This window comes from Kitasatospora sp. NPDC058170, from assembly GCF_042883905.1.
Classification (GTDB): domain Bacteria; phylum Actinomycetota; class Actinomycetes; order Streptomycetales; family Streptomycetaceae; genus Kitasatospora.
In genome coordinates this window covers 102853-124919 of record NZ_JBHVUV010000004.1, presented here as the reverse complement: position 1 = coordinate 124919, position 22067 = coordinate 102853, and the positions used below count along the sequence as shown (strand labels likewise).

The 22067-nt window shown below is 71.5% G+C and carries 22 protein-coding genes; 17 read left to right on the top strand and 5 right to left on the bottom strand.

Features of this window, described 5'->3' with window-relative positions; all coding sequences use genetic code 11:
- Positions 1-12: 12 nt before the first annotated feature.
- The 4 genes from ACFVVX_RS06665 (at position 13) to ACFVVX_RS06650 (ending at position 3813) form a co-directional block, all read left to right on the top strand.
- Positions 13-756 (top strand): hypothetical protein, encoded by a 744-nt coding sequence (locus tag ACFVVX_RS06665; RefSeq protein WP_387942130.1) that lies wholly within the window; start codon positions 13-15, stop codon positions 754-756.
- A gap of 303 nt (positions 757-1059) precedes the next feature.
- Positions 1060-1581, top strand: coding sequence for a hypothetical protein (locus ACFVVX_RS06660; protein WP_387942128.1), 522 nt, complete (start codon positions 1060-1062; stop codon positions 1579-1581).
- Between the two features lie 161 nt (positions 1582-1742).
- Positions 1743-2435 carry a demethylmenaquinone methyltransferase gene (locus tag ACFVVX_RS06655; protein WP_387942126.1) on the top strand — a complete coding sequence of 231 codons (693 nt, stop codon included), beginning with the start codon at positions 1743-1745 and terminating at the stop codon, positions 2433-2435.
- A gap of 94 nt (positions 2436-2529) precedes the next feature.
- Positions 2530-3813, top strand: coding sequence for a geranylgeranyl reductase family protein (locus ACFVVX_RS06650; protein ID WP_387942523.1), 1284 nt, complete (start codon positions 2530-2532; stop codon positions 3811-3813).
- Positions 3814-3963: 150 nt separating this feature from the next.
- Here ACFVVX_RS06650 and ACFVVX_RS06645 read toward each other — a convergent pair whose 3' ends face one another.
- From ACFVVX_RS06645 to ACFVVX_RS06630, 4 genes are all read right to left on the bottom strand, one after another.
- Complete coding sequence (locus tag ACFVVX_RS06645; protein ID WP_387942124.1) at positions 3964-4545, bottom strand: hypothetical protein; 582 nt, start codon at positions 4543-4545, stop codon at positions 3964-3966.
- 165 nt (positions 4546-4710) lie between these two features.
- Positions 4711-5058: a MazG-like family protein gene (locus ACFVVX_RS06640; protein WP_387942122.1), complete on the bottom strand. Its 348-nt coding sequence runs from the start codon at positions 5056-5058 to the stop codon at positions 4711-4713.
- Between the two features lie 251 nt (positions 5059-5309).
- Entirely contained in the window at positions 5310-5975 is a 666-nt protein-coding gene (locus ACFVVX_RS06635; protein WP_387942120.1) for a peptidylprolyl isomerase, read from the bottom strand.
- A 228-nt stretch (positions 5976-6203) separates the two neighbouring features.
- Positions 6204-6821 carry a TetR/AcrR family transcriptional regulator gene (locus tag ACFVVX_RS06630; protein WP_387942118.1) on the bottom strand — a complete coding sequence of 206 codons (618 nt, stop codon included), beginning with the start codon at positions 6819-6821 and terminating at the stop codon, positions 6204-6206.
- A 190-nt stretch (positions 6822-7011) separates the two neighbouring features.
- Here ACFVVX_RS06630 and ACFVVX_RS06625 point away from each other — a divergent pair, with 190 nt between their 5' ends.
- Both ACFVVX_RS06625 and ACFVVX_RS06620 read left to right on the top strand, forming a co-directional pair.
- Entirely contained in the window at positions 7012-7710 is a 699-nt protein-coding gene (locus ACFVVX_RS06625; protein ID WP_387942116.1) for a CatB-related O-acetyltransferase, read from the top strand.
- 202 nt (positions 7711-7912) lie between these two features.
- The gene (locus ACFVVX_RS06620; RefSeq protein ID WP_387942114.1) at positions 7913-8929 is read left to right on the top strand and encodes an EamA family transporter; all 1017 of its coding nucleotides are present in this window, start codon (positions 7913-7915) and stop codon (positions 8927-8929) included.
- Positions 8930-8938: 9 nt separating this feature from the next.
- Here ACFVVX_RS06620 and ACFVVX_RS06615 read toward each other — a convergent pair whose 3' ends face one another.
- Positions 8939-9496 carry a hypothetical protein gene (locus tag ACFVVX_RS06615; protein ID WP_387942112.1) on the bottom strand — a complete coding sequence of 186 codons (558 nt, stop codon included), beginning with the start codon at positions 9494-9496 and terminating at the stop codon, positions 8939-8941.
- 192 nt (positions 9497-9688) lie between these two features.
- Here ACFVVX_RS06615 and ACFVVX_RS06610 point away from each other — a divergent pair, with 192 nt between their 5' ends.
- The 11 genes from ACFVVX_RS06610 (at position 9689) to nuoI (ending at position 22067) form a co-directional block, all read left to right on the top strand.
- Positions 9689-10753 (top strand): sensor histidine kinase, encoded by a 1065-nt coding sequence (locus ACFVVX_RS06610; protein WP_387942109.1) that lies wholly within the window; start codon positions 9689-9691, stop codon positions 10751-10753.
- The gene (locus ACFVVX_RS06605; protein WP_387942107.1) at positions 10750-11502 is read left to right on the top strand and encodes a response regulator; all 753 of its coding nucleotides are present in this window, start codon (positions 10750-10752) and stop codon (positions 11500-11502) included. Before ACFVVX_RS06610 ends, ACFVVX_RS06605 begins: the two co-directional genes overlap by 4 nt.
- A 785-nt stretch (positions 11503-12287) precedes the next feature.
- The gene (locus ACFVVX_RS06600) at positions 12288-12647 is read left to right on the top strand and encodes an NADH-quinone oxidoreductase subunit A (protein WP_014137597.1); all 360 of its coding nucleotides are present in this window, start codon (positions 12288-12290) and stop codon (positions 12645-12647) included.
- A gap of 87 nt (positions 12648-12734) precedes the next feature.
- The gene (locus tag ACFVVX_RS06595) at positions 12735-13289 is read left to right on the top strand and encodes a NuoB/complex I 20 kDa subunit family protein (protein ID WP_387942105.1); all 555 of its coding nucleotides are present in this window, start codon (positions 12735-12737) and stop codon (positions 13287-13289) included.
- Positions 13286-14077, top strand: a complete 792-nt coding sequence (locus ACFVVX_RS06590) for an NADH-quinone oxidoreductase subunit C (RefSeq protein WP_387942103.1) — start codon at positions 13286-13288, stop codon at positions 14075-14077. The genes ACFVVX_RS06595 and ACFVVX_RS06590 overlap by 4 nt, the downstream gene beginning before the upstream one ends.
- Complete coding sequence (locus ACFVVX_RS06585; protein WP_387942101.1) at positions 14077-15423, top strand: NADH-quinone oxidoreductase subunit D; 1347 nt, start codon at positions 14077-14079, stop codon at positions 15421-15423. Before ACFVVX_RS06590 ends, ACFVVX_RS06585 begins: the two co-directional genes overlap by 1 nt.
- Positions 15420-16160 carry an NADH-quinone oxidoreductase subunit NuoE gene (gene nuoE / locus ACFVVX_RS06580; protein ID WP_387942099.1) on the top strand — a complete coding sequence of 247 codons (741 nt, stop codon included), beginning with the start codon at positions 15420-15422 and terminating at the stop codon, positions 16158-16160. The genes ACFVVX_RS06585 and nuoE overlap by 4 nt, the downstream gene beginning before the upstream one ends.
- Positions 16160-17521: an NADH-quinone oxidoreductase subunit NuoF gene (nuoF, locus tag ACFVVX_RS06575; protein WP_387942097.1), complete on the top strand. Its 1362-nt coding sequence runs from the start codon at positions 16160-16162 to the stop codon at positions 17519-17521. The genes nuoE and nuoF overlap by 1 nt, the downstream gene beginning before the upstream one ends.
- Complete coding sequence (locus ACFVVX_RS06570) at positions 17518-20130, top strand: NADH-quinone oxidoreductase subunit G (RefSeq protein ID WP_387942095.1); 2613 nt, start codon at positions 17518-17520, stop codon at positions 20128-20130. The genes nuoF and ACFVVX_RS06570 overlap by 4 nt, the downstream gene beginning before the upstream one ends.
- Positions 20127-21458, top strand: coding sequence for an NADH-quinone oxidoreductase subunit NuoH (nuoH, locus tag ACFVVX_RS06565; protein ID WP_387942093.1), 1332 nt, complete (start codon positions 20127-20129; stop codon positions 21456-21458). The genes ACFVVX_RS06570 and nuoH overlap by 4 nt, the downstream gene beginning before the upstream one ends.
- A 6-nt stretch (positions 21459-21464) precedes the next feature.
- Positions 21465-22067, top strand: coding sequence for an NADH-quinone oxidoreductase subunit NuoI (gene nuoI / locus ACFVVX_RS06560; protein ID WP_387942091.1), 603 nt, complete (start codon positions 21465-21467; stop codon positions 22065-22067).

The following is a 22067-nucleotide window of genomic DNA, read 5'->3' as shown; positions in this document are numbered from 1 at the left end:
CCCGCTCCCGCCGTGCTGACCCTGCACCGGGCCGCCCTCGTGCTGCCCGACCCGGCCGACCCCGCCGCCCCGCCGATCTCCGACGGGGCGGTGGTGGTGCAGGGCGAGCGGATCGCTGCGCTCGGCCCGCTCGGGGAGGTGGCGGCCGCGTATCCGCAGGCCCGGGTGCGGGACTGGGGGGACGCCGTGCTCACGCCCGGGCTGTGCAACCCGTACGGGCACTGGCTGCTGGAGTGCGCCTACCACCCGGACCCGCGCGAGGGGGTCGGCAGCGAGCCGGTGCCCGGGGGGCTTGCGGGCGGTGCGGGCGGCTCTGCGGGCGGTCCGGGTGGAGCGGGCGGTGCGGGCGGTGCGGGTGGGGCCGATCCGGCGCGGTACGGCGCGAGCGCCCGGCGCGGGCTGCAGCGGATGCTCGGCTTCGGGGTGACGGCGGTGGCCGGTCCGTTCGAGCACGATGTGGTGCGGATGGCGGTGGCGCGGTCGGGGCTGGCTGCGCTGGGAGGTCCGGGGGGTTCGGCGGCTGCGGGAGTTTCGGGCGCCTCGGGGGATCCGGGTGCTTCGGGAGAGGGGTCTGCGGGGGTCGAGGGGCCGCTGGACCCGCTTGCCGTGCTGCCGCTCGCCGCGGCGGTGTACGGGCGGCTGACGGTCGGTGGGCGGGCCGACTTCGCGGTGTTCGGTGCCGTGGACGGCGCGCCGCGCCCCGGCGGCTGCCTCGCCACCGTGCTGGCCGGGCGCCTGCTGTACCGGCGCCGCTGAGCCCGACCGCCTACCCGCCGGTAGCCGGATTCCCGTGCGACGTACCGGACTTCCTTCGTGTGCCGCCGAACTTCACTGGCGGCCATATCGTCTGATTCACCCTTCGCCGTGACCTGAGGGCCCGCCAGCGGATACGATCCCGGACAGCTCACTCCGTACCCTCACCACACATCACCCGCCCCCCGGCGGGTGTCGGGGCCCTGTCCCAGGCCCCGAAGGCAAGCCAGGACAGGAACCATGCGATCCGCGACCGTCCCCCCGCCGCGATCCCCGCGGTTGGGCCGTGGTTGGTACCTCGCCGCTGTGCTCAGCGCCGTGCTGGCCGTCGGCATGTGCCTGCTCGGTTGGCGCCAAGCCGACCAGGCGGACCGGATCGGCGCCCACCCGGTGAGAGTGGAGGGCGTCGTCACCCAGCTGCCCACCGGCGGCGGCTCCTACAGCGCCGTCAGCTACCGGGCCGCCGGCCAGCCGCACACCGCCGCCGCACTGCCGCTGGCGGACGGCGCCAAGCTCGGCGACGCGATCTGCCTGGAGCACGCCGCCGACGACGCGGGCGCGGTGCGGATCTGCGGCGACACCTACCCGCAGCCGGTCGGAGTCGGACTGGCCAGGTTCAGCGTGCCGGTGGCCCTGCTGTTCTTCGCCGTCTGCATGCTGCGGATCCTGCGGCACCGCCGGGCGGTGGCCATCCGCAGCGGTCAGAGCCGCTTCGCCACCACCGTCGCGCTCGCCGCGGGCGCGCTGCCGGACGGGATGCCCGCGATAACGCAGGGCAAGCGCTCGCGCCGCCGGCGCCGCTCGGGCGGGCGCCGGGGCCTGCACTGACGCTTCGGCGCTCCTGGCGGGTGCTCCGGGGCCCTGGGCGGGTGCTTTCGGGTCCTGGGCGGGTGCTCCGGGACCCTGGTGGGCGGGTCGGTGAGGACCTCCTGCGGCGGACGGCGTGCCCCCTTGCCCGTGTCGTTGTCCTCAGGGTGAACAATGGGGTCGTGACCCGAGCCTCTCTGGACAAGCAGCCGCACGAAGTCGCCGCCATGTTCGACGACGTCGCGGCGAAGTACGACCGCACCAACGACGTGATCTCCCTGGGCCAGGCCCGCGCCTGGCGCCGGGCGGTGGCCGAGGCGGTGGCCGCCGGACCGGGAGACCTCCTGCTCGACCTCGGGGCCGGCACCGGCACCTCCTCGCTGCCTTTCGTCGACGCCGGCGCCAAGGTCGTCCCGTGCGACTTCTCGGTGGGCATGCTCACCGAGGGCAAGCGCCGCCACCCCGAGCTGCCGCTCACCGCCGGCGACGCCACCAGGCTGCCGTTCGCCGACGACACCTTCGACGCGGTGACGATCTCCTTCGCGCTGCGCAACGTGCACGACACCGAGGCCGGGCTGCGCGAGATGTACCGGGTCACCAAGCCCGGCGGCAAGCTCGTGATCTGCGAGTTCTCCACCCCGACCTGGACGCCGTTCCGGACGGTCTACACCGAGTACCTGATGCGCGCGCTGCCGCCGGTGGCCACCGCCGTCAGCAGCAACCCGGACGCCTACGTCTACCTCGCCGAGTCCATCCGCGCCTGGCCGGACCAGCCCGGGCTGGCCGCGAAGCTACAGGAGGCCGGCTGGGGCAAGGCCGCCTGGCGGAACCTCACCGGCGGGATCGTCGCACTGCACCGCGCGTACAAGGTCTGAGCGGGCCGGTCGACCGTCAGTAGCTCGTAGACTCGTCCAAGCCCAGCCGACCCGCAGCAGGAGTGTGCCCACCGTGTCCGAGACCGCAGTTGACCTGAGCGCAGGGGTCGTGGAGAGCACCGCCGACGTCATCGTGGTCGGCGCGGGTCCGGCGGGTGCCACCACCGCGTACTACCTCGCGCAGGCCGGCCTGGACGTGCTGCTGCTGGAGAAGACGGCGTTCCCGCGCGAGAAGGTCTGCGGCGACGGCCTGACCCCGCGTGCCACCAAGCAGCTGGTCGACATGGGCATCGACGTGTCGCTGGAGAACGGCTGGCTGCACAACAAGGGCCTGCGGATCATCGGCGGCGGCGTCCGGCTGGAGCTGGACTGGCCCGAACTGTCGGCCTTCCCCGACTACGGGCTGGTCCGCAAGCGCGCCGACTTCGACGAACTGCTGGCCCGGCAGGCCGAGAAGGCCGGCGCCCGGCTGTACGAGCGGTGCAACGTCAGCGGTCCGGTACTGGACGACCGCACCGGCCGGATCGTCGGCGTCACCGCCAAGCTCGGCGAGGAGAAGCGCCCGGTCGTCTTCCGGGCCCCGCTCGTCGTCGCCGCCGACGGCAACTCGACGCGGCTCTCGCTCGCCATGGGCCTGCACCGCCGCGAGGACCGCCCGATGGGCGTCGCCTACCGGACGTACTTCACCTCGCCGCGCCACGACGACGACTACCTGGAGTCCTGGCTGGAGCTGTGGGACACCCGGGACGGCCAGCGGAAGCTGCTGCCCGGCTACGGCTGGATCTTCGGGATGGGCGACGGCACGTCCAACGTCGGCCTCGGCATCCTCAACTCCTCGCCCGCCTTCGGCGAGCTGGACTGGCGCGAGGTGCTCAAGGCCTGGTGCGCCAGCATGCCGGAGGAGTGGGGCTACACGCCGGAGAACATGACCGACCCGATCCGCGGCGCGGCCCTGCCGATGGCCTTCAACCGGCAGCCGCACTACACCCGCGGCCTGCTGCTGGTCGGCGACGCGGCCGGCATGGTCAACCCGTTCAACGGCGAGGGCATCGCCTACGCGATGGAATCCGGGCAGATCGCCGCCGGGGTCATCGTCCAGGCCCACGCCCGGGTGACCGAAGCGGGACGCGAGCGCGCCCTCCAGGCGTACCCGCGCATCCTCAAGGACGTCTACGGCGGTTACTACACCCTCGGCCGCGGCTTCGTGAAGCTCATCGGCAACCCCAAGGTGATGCAGCTCGCCACCCAGCGCGGCCTCACCCACCCCGTCCTGATGAAGTTCGTCCTGAAGATGCTGGCCAACCTGACCGACCCCCAGGGCGGTGACGCCATGGACCGCATCATCAACGGCCTGGCCAAGGCCGCCCCGAACGCCTAGGACCGCTCCGGCGGGACCGGGCGGCGGATCCCGCGCATCGGGTGCCCTGGCTGCTGGGCGCTCCGGCTGCTGGGTGTTCCGGCTGCGCGGGGCGCGTCTGCTGGGAGCGGCTCAGCCCGCCTGGGAAGGCTCAGCCCGTTCGGGAGGGGCTCAGCCCCGGGTGGCCCGTACGTAGACGTCTGCGGCGCCCGCCAGGCCGGTGTCCGCGGGCACCACGTAGATCTGCCGGCCGGTGCTTGTGGTGGTGCTGCCGGTGCTGGTGGCGCTGCTGTTGCCGTCGGGCGGCTCGGGCAGCTGTGCCGCCTCGGTCGGCTCCTCGCCGGGCAGGGCCGCCCTCAGGTCGGCGGGGAGGGGCGCCGGGGCGCCCGGCTGCGGGAGGTCGTAGACGCGGAGGAAGTCGTCCAGGTTCACGTCGTCACCGCCGCCGAGGCGGTAGTGCAGGTAGCCGACCGGCGTCCCGTCGGGTGCCAGGCCGTAGCTGGCGGCCTCCGGGACGTAGTACCGGCCCTTGCCCGGATGCTGCTCGGCGTGCAGCCGCGCCAGCCGCTCAGCCCGGTTGACGTCGGTCTCGCGCGCAGACTGGTCCTGCGTCATCGCGGCCACGCCCCAACCGGCGACGGCCACCATGAACACTCCGCACAGCGTCAGGGCCCAGGCCGCCGCCCGCTGCCCCGGCTGCCGCCCCTGCGGCCCGGGAACGGCCTCGTCGGTCCACTCACTGGTGTCGGACACCTGATGCTCCCCCTCCCGGGAGGCTCCCCGCCCCCTCGCCTACCTGGACACCGTCCGGCGGCGGGGAGTTCCCGCGCCCGGCATCGACGTGACTGGCATCGACGTGACTGGCATCGAGGGGGGTGGCGTCGAGGAGGGTGGCGTCGACACGGCGAAGGCCTGCCCTCAGACCTCCTGGCCGCCCTCGGGCTCCCGGCGGCTGGCCGCCGAGCGCTGCTCGACGTAGGCGAGCCGCTCGGCGAAAACGCGTGCGGCGTCCGGGGTGAGGGTGCGCAGAGCCACCAGGGCCGAGAAGACCACGTCGCAGAGTTCGTGCTGGACGTCCTCCCAGCTGTGGGTGACACCCTTGCGGGGGTTCTGACCGGTGGCGCCTATGACGGCGGCTCCGACCTCACCGACCTCCTCGGAGAGCTTGAGGATTCGCAGCAACCGCTCCTCCTGCGAGGGGAGCCGGCTCTCCTCGTCCAACCAGGCGACCAGGTGGTCGACGCTCTCCCAGATCCTGCTGTCCATCTGCCCTGCTCCCGTACGGCTCCGCTGACGCCGACCACGCTACGGGAGTCGGGCGGGCGTCTCGGCTCCGTGGCGGCGCTTGGGGTGGGGCGGCTCCCGGTTGGGGTGCTACGGCTGGGGTGGTTCTTGTTGGGTCGGCTACCGCTGCGCTGGCTACCGCTGGGCAGGCTACCGCTGGGTCGGGTCCCCGGCGCCGGTTCGGGGCGCCGACCCAGCGGCATTTCCACCGTTGTGGTGCCGGTGGCCGCGGTCTAGCGGTTGCTGATCTTCACGTTGCGGATGTTCACCGGGAGGGTGGGGAAGCCGTCGCCGGGGTTGTTCTGGTCGTCCTCGCCGCCGGCGGCGATCTTCTGGAGGACGTCCAGACCCGCGGTGATCCGGCCGAACGGGGTGTAGGCGGGGGAGAGCTTGGTGTCCTTCCAGACGAAGAAGAACTGGCTGCCGTTGGTGTTCGGCCCGGCGTTGGCCATGGCCACGGTTCCGGCGGGGTAGACGGCGCCGGTCAGGTTCTCGTCCGGGAATGAGTAGCCGGGGCCGCCGCTGCCGGTGCCGGTGGGGTCGCCGCACTGCAGGACGTAGATCCGCTGGGTGGTGAGGCGGTGGCAGTGACTGCGGTCGAAGTAGTCGTGTTCGGCGAGGAAGCGGAACGAGAAGGTGGTGCAGGGCGCCTTGTCCGTCAGGGCCTCGAAGGTGATCGAGCCCTGGGTGGTCTTCAGCGTGGCGCTGTAGGGCTTGGCGGCCTTCTTGGCATTGAAGACCGGGATGCCCTTGAAGTTGTCGGCGGGAACCGCCGGGGTGTACGTGCAGGTGGTGGTTGCCGGGGCGGTCGGCGGGGTCTCCGCGGCCGCGGTGCCGGTGGTCACGGCCAGCGGGAGGACGGTGGCGGCGGTGAGCAACGCCCAGTGTTTGCGCTTCACTTGACGAGCCTTCCGGAGGATGGTGGTCGGCGATGTTGTCATGGCGACATCATCCACGGGTGGGGCGCGGTTCGGTAGACGGCGGGCGGTTCTTGGGGCGGTTGGGTGGCCTGGGGTTGCGGTTGGCGGGTTGGCGGGTTGGCGGGTTGGCGGGTTGGCGGGTTGGCGGGTTGGCGGGCTGGCGGGTTGGCGGGCTGGGTGCTGTGGTCGGCGGTTGGGGTGGGCGGGTCAGGTGAACAGGCCGGCCCGGGCGGCGAGGGCGGCGGCGTCGGCGGCCCGCTCGGCGGTGCGGGCGTCGAGCGGCTCGCCGGTGACGAACAGTCGGTAGTAGAGCGGGGCGGTTGCCGCCCGGGCGACCTCGGCGCCGTCGGTGCCGGCGGGAAGCTCGCCTCGGGCCGCGGCCCGTTCGGCGACGCCGGCGGCCTGGCGGTGGCGGGCTGCGAAGAACTCGCGCAGGGCGGCCGCGCCGACATCCGAGCGCTGGGCTGCGGAGATCAGCGCGGTGGGCGTGGGGCCCAGCTGGGGGTCGGTGAAGACGGCGTACACCTCGTGGGTGATCCGGCGGAGGTCCTCGCCGAGGTCCCCGGTGTCCGGCGCCTCCCAGGGGGTGTCGGCCGAGGCGGTGAGGGCATCGGCGATCAGCCCGTCCACACCGCCCCAGCGTCGGTACAGCGTCGCCTTGTGCACGCCGGAGCGGGCGGCGACCGCATCGATGGTCAGCCCGTCGTACCCGTTCTCGGTGACCTCGGCGAGCGTGGCGGTCACGACGTCCGCACGGACGCGGGCGCTGCGACCGCCGGGGCGCGGCGCCCGCGTGCGGGGGGCGGTGGGGCTGCTCTCGCTCAAAGTCGACTCCAGTCGCATTAAGGCTTGCCGTGGTGGTGGGGGCGTGTCATCCTCGATCTTAATGCGACTTGAGTCGCATTTCGAGAGCTTGAGTCCTGGAGAGCTCGGGTCCTGGAGAGCTCGGTGCCCGAAGAAGCCGGGTGCCCAAGAAGCCGAGGCCTTGAGTGTTCGAGGCTGCGAGAGGAGTCCCATGACTGCTGCGATCCCCGACCCCGCCGTGTTGCACTCCCTCGCCGGGCATGACCGGGTTGTCCTGCTGCGCTCCCTGGTCACCGACCCGCGCATCGAGGTCGGCGAGTACACCTACTTCGACGACCCCGACGCTGCCACCGCCTTCGAGGAGCGCAATGTCCTCTACGCGTACGGGCCGGAGCGGTTGGTGATCGGCAAGTACTGTGCGATCGCCACCGGCACCCGCTTTCTCATGGCCGGTGCCGCACACCCGACTGTGGGGGTCTCCACCTTCCCGTTCACGATGTTCGGCGGCAGCTGGACGGAGCGGACCCTCGACATCGTCACCGGTCTCCCCAGTCGAGGTGACACCGTCATCGGCAACGACGTCTGGTTCGGCTACGGCGCCACCGTCCTCCCTGGTGTGCGGATCGGTGATGGTGCGATCATCGCCGCCGGCGCCATGGTGACCGCGGATGTCGAGCCGTACACGGTTGTCGGAGGCAACCCTGCCCGTACGATCCGCCGGCGCTTCGCGGATGCCGACGTGGCCCGTCTCCTGCGCGCTGCCTGGTGGGACTGGCCCGTCGAACTCGTCACGGCTCACGTGCGGGACATCATGGCCGGTACCCCCGCCGACATCGAGGCGATTGCCGAGGCCAACGGCCTGCTCGGCGACGGGCCCGGTCGGGGAGCGGAGACCGCACCGAGGAGGTGACCGCCCCGGTCCTGCGGTGGTCCTGGGCCTGGTCGCGCTTGCGATGTGTGCGCGCGGGCTCTGCCGAGCGGGAGCGTAAAACCGTTGATGGACCGGGCCGGGATGCGCGAGGATGGCGGGCCTCACGCTCTGCACAGGGATCCGTCCGATGCCGTACGGGAATCTCGTCTGTCGATTCCGTCCGTTCCGGAAGGGCCCACGCATGCGCACCTCCTCCTCTTTCGTTCGTGACGTGCCGGTGCTGCTGGTCGCAGTGGTCTGGGGATCGAGCTTTCTGGCGGTGCAACGGGTCGCCGAGCCGGGGACGGTCGTGGCGATGCTTGTGCTGCGGTTCGCGCTGATGTTGCCGGTACTCGGGGCGTTCGCATGGCCTGCCCTGCGCAGGATGGGTCGCCGGGAGTGGCTGGGCGGCGCACTGCTGGGCCTGGTCCTCAGCGGGATCTTCCTGCTGGAGACATATGGCGCGGTGCACACCTCGGCCACCAATGCAGGTCTGATCATCAGCCTCACGATGGTGTTCACTCCTCTCGCTGAGAGCGCCCTCGGTCGGACGTCGCTACCTCGTGCCTTTCTGGCGGCGGCAGGCCTGTCGGTGCTCGGCATCGCGCTGCTCACCGGGGGAGGAGGGCTGAAGGCGCCCTCGCTCGGCGACCTGCTGATGCTTGGCGCAGCCCTGGTGCGGACCGTCCATGTACTCACCATGTCCCGGATTCCAGCGATCCGGGGAACGGACTCGCTGGCCGCCACCTGGGTGCAACTCGCCACAGCGACCGCGGTGTTCGCCCTGGTGGCGCCGCTCGCCGGTCCCGCCCCGTGGACCGTTGCCGCCTCGTACGGCCCGTCGCAGTGGGCTTGGCTGCTCCACTTGACTCTGCTCTGCACCTTGTTCGCCTTCTTCGTCCAGATGTGGGCAGTGCGGACCACCTCGCCCTCCCGGGTCAGCCTGCTGCTCGGGACCGAACCCCTCTGGGCCGCCGTCTTCGGTATCACCCTGGCCGGAGACCACCTCGGCCCGCCGGCCCTGTTCGGCGCCGTGCTCGTCCTCATCGGCACCGAGTGGGGCCGTCGTACGAGTGCCCCGGCCGCGCAGCGTGCGGTCGACCCGGAGTCCGAAGGCGACCGGGAGCCCGAAGCCGGCCCGGTGCCGACGCCAACCCCGGAGCCGGACCTGGAGCCGGACCTGGAGTCATCTCCAGCCTCGGCACCGGCGTCGGCATGAGGGACGGGGCTACCGGCGGCGCAGCGTACGGCGCGCGTAGTCGATGGTGACCACGGCGACCAGCGGACCCCAGGCTATGAGCGGGAGATAGCAGAGGGTCATCACCAGGCCGGCGAAGCCATGGGGAGAATCGGGATTGCTCATGGCGCTCGCCCAGCCGCCGCAGAGTGAGGCGAGGCCGAGGAAGGTCAGGATGGCCGAACCGACGGCGGCCGGGACGATGGCGGCCAGGGGGCGGACGCGCCGGCCGCCGATCAGGGGGAGCCAGCGAGGTGTGACCCGACCCCAGGGGCGGACCAGGCCGACCGTCAGGAAGGCCAAGGTCTCGGCGAGTGCGCTGAGGACCACCGCGTAGACGGCTCCCCAGCCGGGGTGGTGGTCCCCGGCGAACTTGGCCATCTCGCCGCTGGCCCCGACCGGGACGCCGAAGCCGAACGCGATGCGCCAGAGGCCGGACGGGACCGTCGTCCAGACGGCGGCCTCGGCGGCGCGCTCGACCCAGCGCCGGGCGGGAGGCACGTCGTCGGCGACAGGGATCGGGCGGACGGACGGCTTGGTGTCGATCATGGTGGTGAACTCCCCTCCCGAACGGCCCCGGTGGCCGGTCGATGACTCAAGCCTGGCTGCAGGGCAAGGCCGGCGGCAGATGCCGATCGGACTGTTCTGGCTGCTCAGAAAGGCGCGAGGAATGTGCCGATCGGCAGAGGTGGCCGGCTTTGGTGATCCGTAGGCTGACTGCACTCGGGGGAAGGGGAGTCGATGATGAGTCAGTTTCTGTCGGTGGTCGTTCCGGTGGTCGTGCTGCTCGGTTGGGCGGCGCGGGCGCGGTTCGGGGCAGTGGCCGTTGCGGGTGTGGCGGGGGCGGTGTCGGTAGCGGTCACCGTCGGCGTCTGGGCCGCGGGCCGGTGGGCGGAGTCCAACCGATGGCCCGGGCTGGTCGGGCTGGTCGAACTGGCCGCTCTCCTGCTGCTGGTGGTGCTCGCGTTGCGCGGCGGGGAGGGGTGGCGGTGCGCGGCATCGACCTGGGTGGTCGGCGGTGCGGTGGCGCTCTGGCCCTCCCGGTTCGAGGAGATCGTCGGGCCTGGGGATGCGCTGACGCTCTTCGGGTTCGGCTCGGTGCTCGCTCTCCCGGCCGTCCTGGCCGGACTCTATCTGCGCGGGCTGGACGACACCCGGCGGCGCTCGGTGGCTGCCGCACGACGTACCCAGCGGCTGGAACTCGCCCACGACCTGCACGACTTCGTCGCGCATGATGTCAGCGGCATGGTCGCCCAGGCGCAGGCCGGTATGGTGCTGGCCGCCTCCGATCCGGTCCGGGCGGCGGCGCTGTTCGAGCGGATAGAGCAGGCCGGGCAGCAGGCGCTGGCCTCGCTGGACCGGACCGTTCACCTGCTGCGCAGCGAGGAGGAGAGCGCACTCGAGCGAAGCCCGCAGCCCGGCCTGGCCGAACTCGTCGAGCTCACCGAGCGGTTCGCGTCCTCCGGTAGTACCGAGGTGCGACTCGACGCGGTGCCGGACGGGCCGGCCATCCCGAGGGAGGTGGCGGCGACGGCGTACCGGATCGTGGTCGAGGCACTGACCAACGTCCGCCGGCACGCGCCGGCCGCCCGTGCCGTCGACGTTCGGGTGCGGAGCGAGGGCAGGAGGCTGGAGATCGTGGTGCGCGATGACGGTGGTGGCGCGCAGCCGCCCGGCCCGCGTAGGGGCGGCAGCGGACTGGCCGGACTCGCGGCCAGGGTGGAGGCGCTGGGTGGGACGCTCACCGCGGCGCGAGATGGTGACGGCTGGCGAACAACGGCAACCATGCCCTTGGAGGGTCGATGAGCATCCGAGTCCTGTTGGCAGACGACGACGAGACGATCCGCAGCGCGTACCGGATCATCCTGGACGCCCAGCCCGACATCGAGGTCGTGGGCGAGGCCTCGGACGGTCAGGCGGCGCTCGAACTGGCCGAGCGGCTGCGCCCTGACGTGATCCTTGCGGACATCCGGATGCCGAGGGTGGACGGGCTGGAGCTGACCCGGCGGCTCGGCGGCGAGTTCCGGGTGGTCGTGGTGACCACCTTCGACCTGGACGAGTACGTGCACACGGCGATTCGCTCCGGAGCGGCGGGCTTTCTGCTGAAGAGGTCGGGCCCGGCCCTGCTTGCCGAGGCGGTTCGAGCAGCGGTCGCGGGGGACGCCCTGATCAGCCCGCAGGTCACCGTCCGGCTGCTGCGACAGCTGTCGCAGACAAACCAGGAGCGACGAGAGGAGAACGAGGGCGGGGAAAGCCAGGAAAGGCAGGGGCGACAGTGGAGGCAAGGGAAGCGGGAAAGGGAGAAAAAGCTGGGGATGGACGGGATGCACGAAGGCCCGGGCGGACAACTGTCAGGGGGGCCCATCGAAGATCTCACCGGGCGGGAGACCGAGATCGCCAAGCTTGTGGCCGGTGGTGCGACCAACGCCGAGATCGCTGCTGAGCTGTTCATCGCCGCAGGCACGGTGAAGAACCACCTGGCCACGATCCAGAGGAAGATCGGCGCCCGGAATCGGGTCGGCATTGCCGCCTGGGCCTGGGAGAGCAGCATCTGAGACCGGCCGTTACCGGGCCGGCCCGCCCCCGTCGGCCTTCCCGTCCGTCGGCGTGCCCCGACGGCCTTCCGGCAGGACCTTGATCCGCCCTCCCCGCCCGCGAGTAGCTCCTTCTCGCCGCGCCTCCTGCCACGCCGCCGCGCCCCCGCCTCCGCGACCCCCGCCGCCGCCGCGTCGCGCCGCCTCCCGCCGTAGCGCCGGCCCCGCCCACGAGGCCCGCCACAGCGACCCCCCACGCACCTCAATCCACCCGGATCTACCTCCGGCCTACCCGCCCACTCACCTCCGGTTCACCCCCGGACCGCCCCCGGCTCACTCCTGGCTCACTCCCCAGTCACCCCGCCCGATCCCCAGTTCGCGCGCTTGTGAACGAAGGGTCAAGCGGACGTTCGGGGGCCCGCCACCCCTGCGAGTGAGGCCCATTAACACGTCAACATGACGCCCGGAAATTTGCCCTGAGCGGAGCATAGTTGATATAGGAGCACGCCGCTGACCAGCTGCTTCGCAGGTAAATGCGACTGGTTGTGATCATTTGACTTCTTTGCGTTGACAACTCTGGGCATGCTCACTTTCGTCACCATTCAAGAGGTGTCGTAGATCACAAAGATCACGCTGAACTGCGTGTCGCAGATCACAAGCCGACGGGCATAGGATGCGCTCGTTCCAGGCTTTGTGAACTGCCTCACATGAGGTGGATCTCGGGAACCGGAACGCGGGTCCACCACAGCGTGACCCGTCGGTTCCGATCTGCAGTCAAGGACGACTGGACGGAGGGAGCGGGGGCTATGAATGCCTACGCGCCGATCCTCGTACTCGGTGCCATCGCGGCGGCGTTCGCGGTCGGCTCCGTCGTGATGGCCTCACTGACCGGCCCCAAGCGTTACAACCGGGCCAAGTTGGAGGCGTACGAGTGCGGCATCGAGCCGACCCCGCAGCCCGTGGGCGGCGGTCGGTTCCCGATCAAGTACTACCTGACGGCGATGCTCTTCATCGTCTTCGACATCGAGATCGTCTTCCTCTACCCGTGGGCGGTCAGCTTCGACGCCCTGGGGATCTTCGGGCTGGTCGAGATGCTCCTGTTCATCGCCACGGTCTTCGTCGCGTACGCCTACGTCTGGCGGCGCGGCGGTCTGGAGTGGGACTGACCGCTGACCTTGTGAACGGGCGGACAAGCCCGAACGGGCGGACAAACCACAGGACTTGAGCCACTTGAGGGCATTGAGAGGGATCTGATGGGAATCGAGGAGAAGCTGCCGAGCGGCTTTCTGCTCACGAGCGTGGAGACGGCCGCCGGCTGGGTGCGCAAGGCGTCGCTCTTCCCGGCCACCTTCGGGCTGGCCTGCTGCGCGATCGAGATGATGACCACCGGAGCCGGTCGCTACGACCTGGCCCGGTTCGGCATGGAGGTGTTCCGGGGCTCCCCCCGGCAGGCCGATCTGATGATCGTGGCAGGGCGGGTGAGCCAGAAGATGGCCCCGGTGCTGCGTCAGGTGTACGACCAGATGCCCAACCCGAAGTGGGTCATCTCGATGGGCGTCTGCGCCTCGTCGGGCGGGATGTTCAACAACTACGCGATCGTGCAGGGCGTCGACCACATCGTTCCGGTGGACATCTACCTGCCCGGCTGTCCGCCCCGCCCGGAGATGCTGATGGACGCCATCCTGAAGCTGCACGACAAGATCCAGCACGAGCCGCTGGGCGTGAACAGGCGCCGGGCCGAGGAGCTGGGCGAGGCGCTGGCACTCCAGGCCACCCCGGTCAGCGAGATTCGGGGGCAGCTGCGATGACCTCGGAGAACACACCGGGCGCCAAGAACACGCCGGGCGCCAGGAAGACACCAGGCGCCGACAGCACCCCGAACGCGGAAGGCACCCCGACCGCCGAGGGCGTCCCCGCCTCGCGCAAGGAGATCCCGGTCGAGGTGGTCGGCCGCCGCCAGGGCATGTTCGGTGCCCAGGACAGCGGCGACACCTCCGGGTTCGGCGGCCTGGCCGCCCCGATCGCGCTGCCGTCCGCCAGCGAACGCCCCTACGGCGGGTGGTTCGACGAGGTGGCGGACGAGCTGGAGGGGGCGCTGGAGGAGCAGGGGCTCGACCCGTCGGACGTCATCGAGAAGACCGTCGTCGACCGCTCCGAGCTCACCTTCCACATCGCCCGCGAGCACCTGCTGGGGACCGCCCGCACCCTGCGCGACGACCCGGCGCTCCGCTTCGAGCTCTGCCTCGGGGTGAGCGGTGTGCACTACCCGGGCGACAAGGGCCGCGAGCTCCACGCGGTCTACCACCTGCGCTCGATCACCCACGGCCGGTTGCTGCGGCTGGAGGTCACCGCGCCGGACGCCGACCCGCGCATCCCGTCCGTGGTGAGCGTCTACCCGACCAACGACTGGCACGAGCGCGAGGCCTACGACTTCTTCGGTCTGGTCTTCGAGGGCCACCCGGCCCTCACCCGGATCATGATGCCGGACGACTGGCTGGGTCACCCGCAGCGCAAGGACTACCCGCTCGGTGGCATCCCCGTCGAGTACAAGGGCGCCCAGATCCCGGCGCCCGACCAGCGGAGGTCGTACAGCTGATGACCACTCAACACGAGCAGGCCGCGCACTACGAAGAGGCGCAGCCCCGCGAGACCACCGAGGGCCGGGTCTTCACGGTCACCGGCGGCGACTGGGGCGAGGTGGTCGAGGCCGTCGGCCGCGCCGACGACGAGCGCATCATCGTCAACATGGGCCCCCAGCACCCGTCCACCCACGGCGTGCTGCGCCTGATCCTGGAGATCGACGGCGAGACGGTGAAGGAGGCCCGCTGCGGCATCGGCTACCTCCACACCGGCATCGAGAAGAACATGGAGTTCCGCAGCTGGGTCCAGGGCACCACCTTCGTGACCCGGATGGACTACCTGACCCCGCTGTTCAACGAGACCGCCTACTGCCTGGCGGTCGAGAAGCTGCTCGGGATTACCGACGACGTCCCCGAGCGCGCGAACGTCATCAGGGTCCTGATGATGGAGCTCAACCGGATCTCCTCGCACCTGGTCTGCCTGGCCACCGGCGGTATGGAGATCGGCTCCACCACCCTGATGATCTACGGCTTCCGGGACCGCGAGCTGATCCTGGACGTCTTCGAGCTGGTCACCGGCCTGCGGATGAACCACGCGTACGTCCGCCCCGGCGGCCTCGCCCAGGACCTGCCGCCCGGCGCCGTCGACCAGATCCGCGAGGCGGTGAAGACGCTCCGCTCGCGGATGCACGAGTACGACAAGCTCGCCACCGGCAACCCGGTGTTCAAGGCCCGCCTGGTCGACGTCGGCTTCCTGGACCTGCCCGGCTGCCTGGCCCTCGGCGCGACCGGCCCGATCCTGCGGGCCACCGGCCTGCCGCACGACCTGCGCAAGACGGACCCGTACTGCGGCTACGAGGACTACGACTTCGAGGTGGCGATCGCCGACGGCGCCGACTCCTACGCCCGCTTCCTGATCCGGCTGGAGGAGATGCGGCAGTCGCTGCGGATCGTCGAGCAGTGCCTGGACCGGCTGCGCCCGGGCCCGGTCATGGTGGCGGACAAGAAGATCGCCTGGCCGGCCCAACTGGCCGTCGGCCCGGATGGGATGGGCAACTCGCTCGACCACATCCGCAAGATCATGGGCACCTCGATGGAGGCCCTGATCCACCACTTCAAGCTGGTCACCGAGGGCTTCCGGGTCCCGGTCGGGCAGGCGTACTCGGCGGTCGAGTCACCCAAGGGCGAGCTCGGCGTGCACGTGGTCAGCGACGGCGGGACGCGCCCGTACCGGGTCCACTTCCGGGATCCGTCGTTCACCAATCTGCAGACGATGGCGGCGATGTGCGAGGGCGGCCAGGTGGCCGACGTGATCGTCGCGGTGGCCGGGATCGACCCGGTGATGGGAGGCGTGGACCGGTGACAGACGTCCAGTTGGGGATGCCGGCGCTGCCGGCCAGGCCGTACCCCGAGGAGGTGCACACCCGCCTGGCCGCGGACGCCCGGGAGTTGATCGGCCGCTACCCGGTGGCCCGGTCCGCGCTGCTGCCGCTGCTGCACCTGGTGCAGGCCGAGGAGGGCTTCGTCAGCCCGACCGGCATCCGGTTCTGCGCCGAGCAGTTGGACCTCACCACCGCCGAGGTCACCGCCGTGGCCACCTTCTACACCATGTACCGGCGCCGGCCCGCCGGGAAGTACCACGTCGGAGTGTGCACCAACACCCTCTGCGCGGTGCTCGGCGGCGACCAGATCTTCGACGAGCTCCAGCAGCACCTCGGGATCCGCAACAACGAGACCACCGAGGACGGCGAGATCTCGATCGAGCACATCGAGTGCAACGCGGCCTGCGACTACGCCCCCGTGGTGATGGTCAACTGGGAGTTCTTCGACGACCAGACCCCCGAGAGCGCCAAGCGGCTGGTCGACGACCTGCGGGCGGGCCAGGAGGTCCGGCCCACCCGCGGTGCCCGGCTCTGCAGCTTCAAGGAGTCCGCCCGCATCCTGGCCGGCTTCCCCGACGAGCGCCCCGGTGCGGTGGACGAGTCCGGCGTGGGCGGTGCGCCCTCGCTCGCGGGCCTGCGCCTGGCCAAGGGCGAGGCCCTGCCCGGCACCGGCGGCACCAAGGTCGTCTCGCCCCGCCACGAAGGGACCGAAGCGTGATGACCTCCGCCGAGCCGGCCGAGAAGCTGCTCACCCCCGTGCTCTCCGCCTCCTGGGACGACAGCCGGCCCTGGACGCTCGCCACCTACCGCCGCCACGGCGGGTACGAGGGCCTGACGGCCGCCCTCGCCATGCCCCCGGACGACGTGATCGCCCTGGTCAAGGACTCCGGTCTGCGCGGCCGCGGCGGGGCCGGCTTCCCCACCGGCATGAAGTGGCAGTTCATTCCGCAGAACGACGGGAAGCCGCACTACCTGGTGGTCAACGCGGACGAGTCCGAGCCGGGCACCTGCAAGGACATCCCGCTGCTGTTCGCCAACCCGCACTCGCTGATCGAGGGCATGATCATCGCCTCGTACGCGATCCGCTGCGACCACGCCTTCATCTACCTGCGCGGCGAGGTCGTCCCGGTGCTGCGCCGGCTGCAGGCGGCGGTCGCCGAGGCCTACCGGGCCGGGCTGCTCGGCAGGGACATCCTGGGCTCCGGCATCGACCTCGACATCACCGTGCACGCGGGCGCCGGCGCCTACATCTGCGGCGAGGAGACGGCGCTGCTGGACTCGCTGGAGGGCCGCCGCGGCCAGCCGCGACTGCGGCCGCCGTTCCCGGCCATCGCCGGGCTCTACGCCTGCCCGACCGTCGTCAACAACGTCGAGTCGATCGCCTCGGTGCCGCCGATCCTGGCGCGCGGCAAGGAGTGGTTCAAGAGCCTGGGCACCGAGAAGTCCCCCGGCTTCACGCTCTACTCGCTCTCCGGCCACGTCACCAACCCCGGCCAGTACGAGGCCCCGCTCGGCATCACCCTGCGCCAGCTGCTCGACATCAGCGGCGGCATCCGGGCCGGTCACCGGCTCAAGTTCTGGACCCCGGGCGGCTCCTCCACCCCGATGTTCACCGACGAGCACCTCGACGTCCCGCTCGACTACGAGGGCGTCGGCGCGGCCGGGTCGATGCTTGGCACCAAGGCCCTGCAGGTCTTCGACGAGACCACCTGCGTGGTGCGGGCCGTCACCCGCTGGACGGAGTTCTACGCCCACGAGTCCTGCGGCAAGTGCACCCCGTGCCGCGAGGGGACGTACTGGCTGGTCCAGCTGCTGAAGCGGATCGAGTCCGGCGAGGGCGTCGACGGGGACCTGGAGAAGCTCCTGGACATCGCCGACAACATCAACGGCAAGTCCTTCTGCGCCCTGGGCGACGGCGCGGCGAGCCCGATCGTCTCCTCACTCCAGCACTTCCGGGCCGAGTACGAGCAGCACCTCGCCGAGCGGCGCTGCCCGTTCGACCCGACCGCCTCCACCGTCTGGGCCGACGGCCCCCGCCCCGGCCACCAGTCCGCCACCGAAAGGGAGGTGCACGCGTGACGATCACAGAGCCATCCACCTCCAAGGCAGCGGTCGAACTGGTCACGCTCACCATCGACGGCATCGAAGTGCAGGTCCCCAAGGGGACGTTGGTGATCCGGGCCGCCGAGCAGATCGGCACCCAGATCCCGCGCTTCTGCGACCACCCGCTGCTCGACCCGGCCGGCGCCTGCCGGCAGTGCATCGTCGAGATCGAGGGTCAGCGCAAGCCCGTCGCCTCGTGCACCATCCCGGTCGCCGAGGGCATGGTGGTCCGGACGCAGGTCAGCTCGCCGGTCGCCGAGAAGGCGCAGCGCGGCGTGATGGAGCTGCTGCTGATCAACCACCCGCTGGACTGCCCGGTCTGCGACAAGGGCGGCGAGTGCCCGCTGCAGAACCAGGCGATGTCCACCGGCGAGGTCGACTCCCGCTTCGAGGGGATGAAGCGGACGTACGAGAAGCCGATCCCGCTGAGCACCCAGGTGCTGCTGGACCGCGAGCGCTGCGTGCTCTGCGCCCGCTGTACCCGGTTCTCGCAGCAGATCGCCGGGGACCCGTTCATCGACCTGATCGAGCGCGGTGCCCTGCAGCAGGTCGGCATCGGGGACGCGGAGCCGCTCGACTCCTACTTCTCCGGCAACACCATCCAGATCTGCCCGGTCGGCGCGCTCACCTCGGCGGCTTATCGTTTCCGCTCCCGCCCGTTCGACCTGGTCTCCTCGCCGAGCGTCTGCGAGCACTGCTCCGCGGGGTGCGCGCAGCGCACCGACCACCGGCGCGGCAAGGTGCTGCGGCGCCTGGCGGGCGAGGACCCGGCGGTGAACGAGGAGTGGAACTGCGACAAGGGCCGGTTCGCCTTCCGGTACGCGCAGCAGCGCGACCGGATCACCACCCCCCTGGTCCGCGAGAACGGCGAGCTCGTGCCCGCCTCCTGGCCGGAGGCGCTGGCGAAGGCCGCCGAGGGCCTGCGCGGCGCCCGCACCGGGGTGCTCACCGGAGGCCGGGTCACCGTCGAGGACGCCTACGCGTACGCCAAGTTCGCCCGGGTGGTGCTCGGCACCAACGACGTGGACTTCCGGTCCCGCCCGCACAGCGGTGAGGAGGCGGACTTCCTGGCCGCCGCCGTCGCCGGCCGGGGCGTCGACCTCGACGGCGAGGGCGTCACCTACGACGAACTGGAGGGCGCACCGGCCGTGCTGCTCGCGGGCTTCGAGCCCGAGGAGGAGTCGCCGATCGCCTTCCTGCGGCTGCGCAAGGCCACCCGGGCCAGCGGCCTCAAGGTGTTCTCGATCGCCGCGCACGGCTCCCGGGGCCTGGCCAAGCTGCGCGGCGCGCTGCTGCCGGCCGCCCCCGGCACCGAGGCCGAGTGGCTGGCCGCCCTCGCCTCCGACGAGCCGCTGAACGACGACGCGGGCCGCGCCGCCGCGCTGCTGCGCACCCCCGGCGCCGTGATCCTGGCCGGCGAGCGGCTGGCCGCCGCCCCCGGCGCGCTGACCGCCGCGCTGCGCCTCGCGCACTCCACCGGCGCCCGGCTCGCCTGGATCCCGCGCCGGGCCGGTGAGCGCGGCGCCGTCGAGGCCGGCGCGCTGCCCGGGCTGCTACCCGGCGGCCGCCCGGTCTCCGCTCCGGCCGCCCGGGCCGAGGCCGCCGCGGCCTGGGGGGTGGCCGAGCTCCCGGCCCGGCTCGGCCGGGACACCGACCAGATCCTGGCGGCCGCCGCCGCGGGTGACCTGGACGCCCTGCTGGTCGGCGGTGTCGATCCGGACGACCTGCCGGATCCGGTGCTCGCCGAGGAGGCGCTGGCCGGGGTCGGCTTCGTGGTCTCCCTGGAGCTGCGCCCGTCCGCCGTCACCGCGCAGGCCGACGTGGTGCTGCCGGTGGCGGCGGTGACCGAGAAGGCCGGGACCTTCCTGGACTGGGAGGGCAGGGTGCGGATGTTCGAGGCCGCGCTCAAGCCCGACCAGCAGATGGGCCGCCACCTCCACCCGGACCTGCGGGTGCTGAACATGCTGGCGGACGCGCTGGGCCACCGGCTCGGCCTGCCCGACGTCCGGGCCGCCCGGCTGGAGCTGGACGGTTTCGCGCCGTGGACCGGCGACCGGTCCACCGCCCCCGCCGCGCACCCCGGGCTGCTGCCCCGGCCGGCCACCGGCCAGGCGGTCCTGGCGGGTTGGCGCCTGCTGCTGGACGAGGGCTCGCTCCAGCAGGGCGATCCGCACCTGGCCGGCACCCGGCACCCGGCGGTCGCCCGGATCTCCCCGGTCACCGCGAAGGAGATCGGCGCCGGCGAGACCGGCCTCGAGGAGCCCGGTGCCACCGCGGCGCTGCGGCTGACCGGGCCGGCCGGCTCGCTCACCCTGCCGCTGGAGATCGGCGAGGACATCCCCGACCGCACGGTCTGGATCCCGCTGAACTCCACCCCGGGCGGGGCGTACCGCGCACTCGGCACCACGGTCGGCCACCTGGTCACCATCGCCGCCGACACCATCGCCGCCGAAACGATCGCTGCCGAAACGATCGCCGCCGACCCGGGCCGGGCCGCCGGAACCACCGCCGGAACCACCGGCACCACCACCACCGTCGACGCCGCGGCGAAGACGGCCGCCACGAGCACCGAGGGGGAGCAGTGAACCTCGCCGCGTACGAGACCCTGGGCTTCTTCGGCCGCGACCCCTGGTGGCTGGTCCTGCTCAAGGCGGTCTTCTGCTTCGCCTTCCTGGTCGGCACGGTGCTGATCGCGATCGTCTGGGAGCGCAAGGTGGTGGCCTGGATGCAGCTGCGCATCGGGCCCAACCGGCACGGCCCGTGGGGCCTGCTGCAGTCGCTCGCCGACGGGGTGAAGCTGGCGCTCAAGGAAGACCTGGTGGTCAAGGGCGCCGACAAGGCGGTCTACATCCTGGCCCCGATCGTCTGCGCCATCCCCGCGTTCATGGCCTTCGCGGTGATCCCGTTCGGCCCGGCCGGTGACGAGGTGTCCGTCTTCGGCACCCGGACGCCGCTGCAACTCACCGACTTCCCGGTGGCGTTGCTGTACATCCTGGCCACCGCCTCGGTCGGCATCTACGGCATCGTGCTGGCCGGCTGGTCCTCCGGCTCGACCTACCCGCTGCTCGGCGGGCTGCGTTCGTCCGCGCAGATGATCAGCTACGAGATCGCGATGGGCCTGTCCTTCGCGGCGGTGTTCATCTACTCGGGCTCGATGTCCACCTCGGAGATCGTCTCCTCGCAGCAGCCCACCTGGTTCGCGGTGCTGCTGCCGGTGTCCTTCATCGTCTACATCATCGCGATGGTCGGCGAGACCAACCGGGCGCCGTTCGACCTTCCGGAGGCCGAGGGCGAGCTGGTCGGCGGCTTCAACACCGAGTACTCCTCGCTGAAGTTCGCGATGTTCATGCTGGCCGAGTACGTCAACATGGTCACCGTCTCGGCCGTCGCCTCCACGCTCTTCCTGGGCGGCTGGCGGGCCCCCTGGCCGGTCTCCACCTTCTGGGAGGGGGCCAACCACGGCTGGTGGCCGATGCTCTGGATCATCCTGAAGATCCAGCTCCTGCTGTTCTTCTTCATCTGGCTGCGCGGCACCCTGCCCCGGCTGCGCTACGACCAGTTCATGAAGCTCGGCTGGAAGGTCCTGATCCCGGTCTCGCTGGTCTGGCTGGTGATGGTGGCCAGTGTCCGCGCCCTGCGCAACGAGGGCTACGACTTCGGCGAGGTGGTGCTGTACGTCGGTGCGCCGGTCGCCGCGATCCTGCTGCTCGCCCTGCTGCGGGACTTCCTGCGGCGCAAGCCCGAGCCGGAGGAGGAGGCCGCGCCCAGCGGGGAGTTCGACCCGATGGCGGGCGGCTACCCGGTGCCGCCGCTGCCCGGACAGCAGCTCCCGCCCGTCCCGCGCCGGCGAAGCCGCGCCCCGAAGCAACTCCAGGACGCCCTCAACGGGGCCGACCATTCCGAAGGGAGCTGAACCGAGATGTCGTCCGACGAGCCGACTGCGCCTGATTCAACTGCAAGCCCATCGATTCTCGGCCCGGCCGCCGGCTTCGGCGTGACCTTCAAGGCCATGTTCAAGAAGCGGCTCACCGAGCAGTACCCGGAGCAGAAGAAGCCCACCGCCCCGCGCTTCCACGGTCGCCACCAGCTGAACCGGCACCCGGACGGCCTGGAGAAGTGCGTCGGCTGCGAGCTGTGCGCCTGGGCGTGCCCGGCCGACGCGATCTACGTGGAGGGTGCCGACAACCGGGACGAGGAGCGCTTCTCGCCCGGCGAGCGGTACGGCGCGGTCTACCAGATCAACTACGCCCGCTGCATCCTGTGCGGGCTCTGCATCGAGGCCTGCCCGACCCGCGCGCTGACCATGACCAACGAGTACGAGCTGGCGGACTCCTCGCGCCGGGACCTGATCTTCACCAAGGAGCAGCTGCTGGTCGGCCTCTCCGAGGGCATGGTCGACTCCCCGCACGCGTACTACCCGGGCGCCGACGAGGGCGCCTACTACCGTGGCGAGATCACCGCGGCCGCGCCGGGCACCGTGCAGCAGGAGCGTTCCGACCGGGAGCCGGAGGTGCAGCAGTGA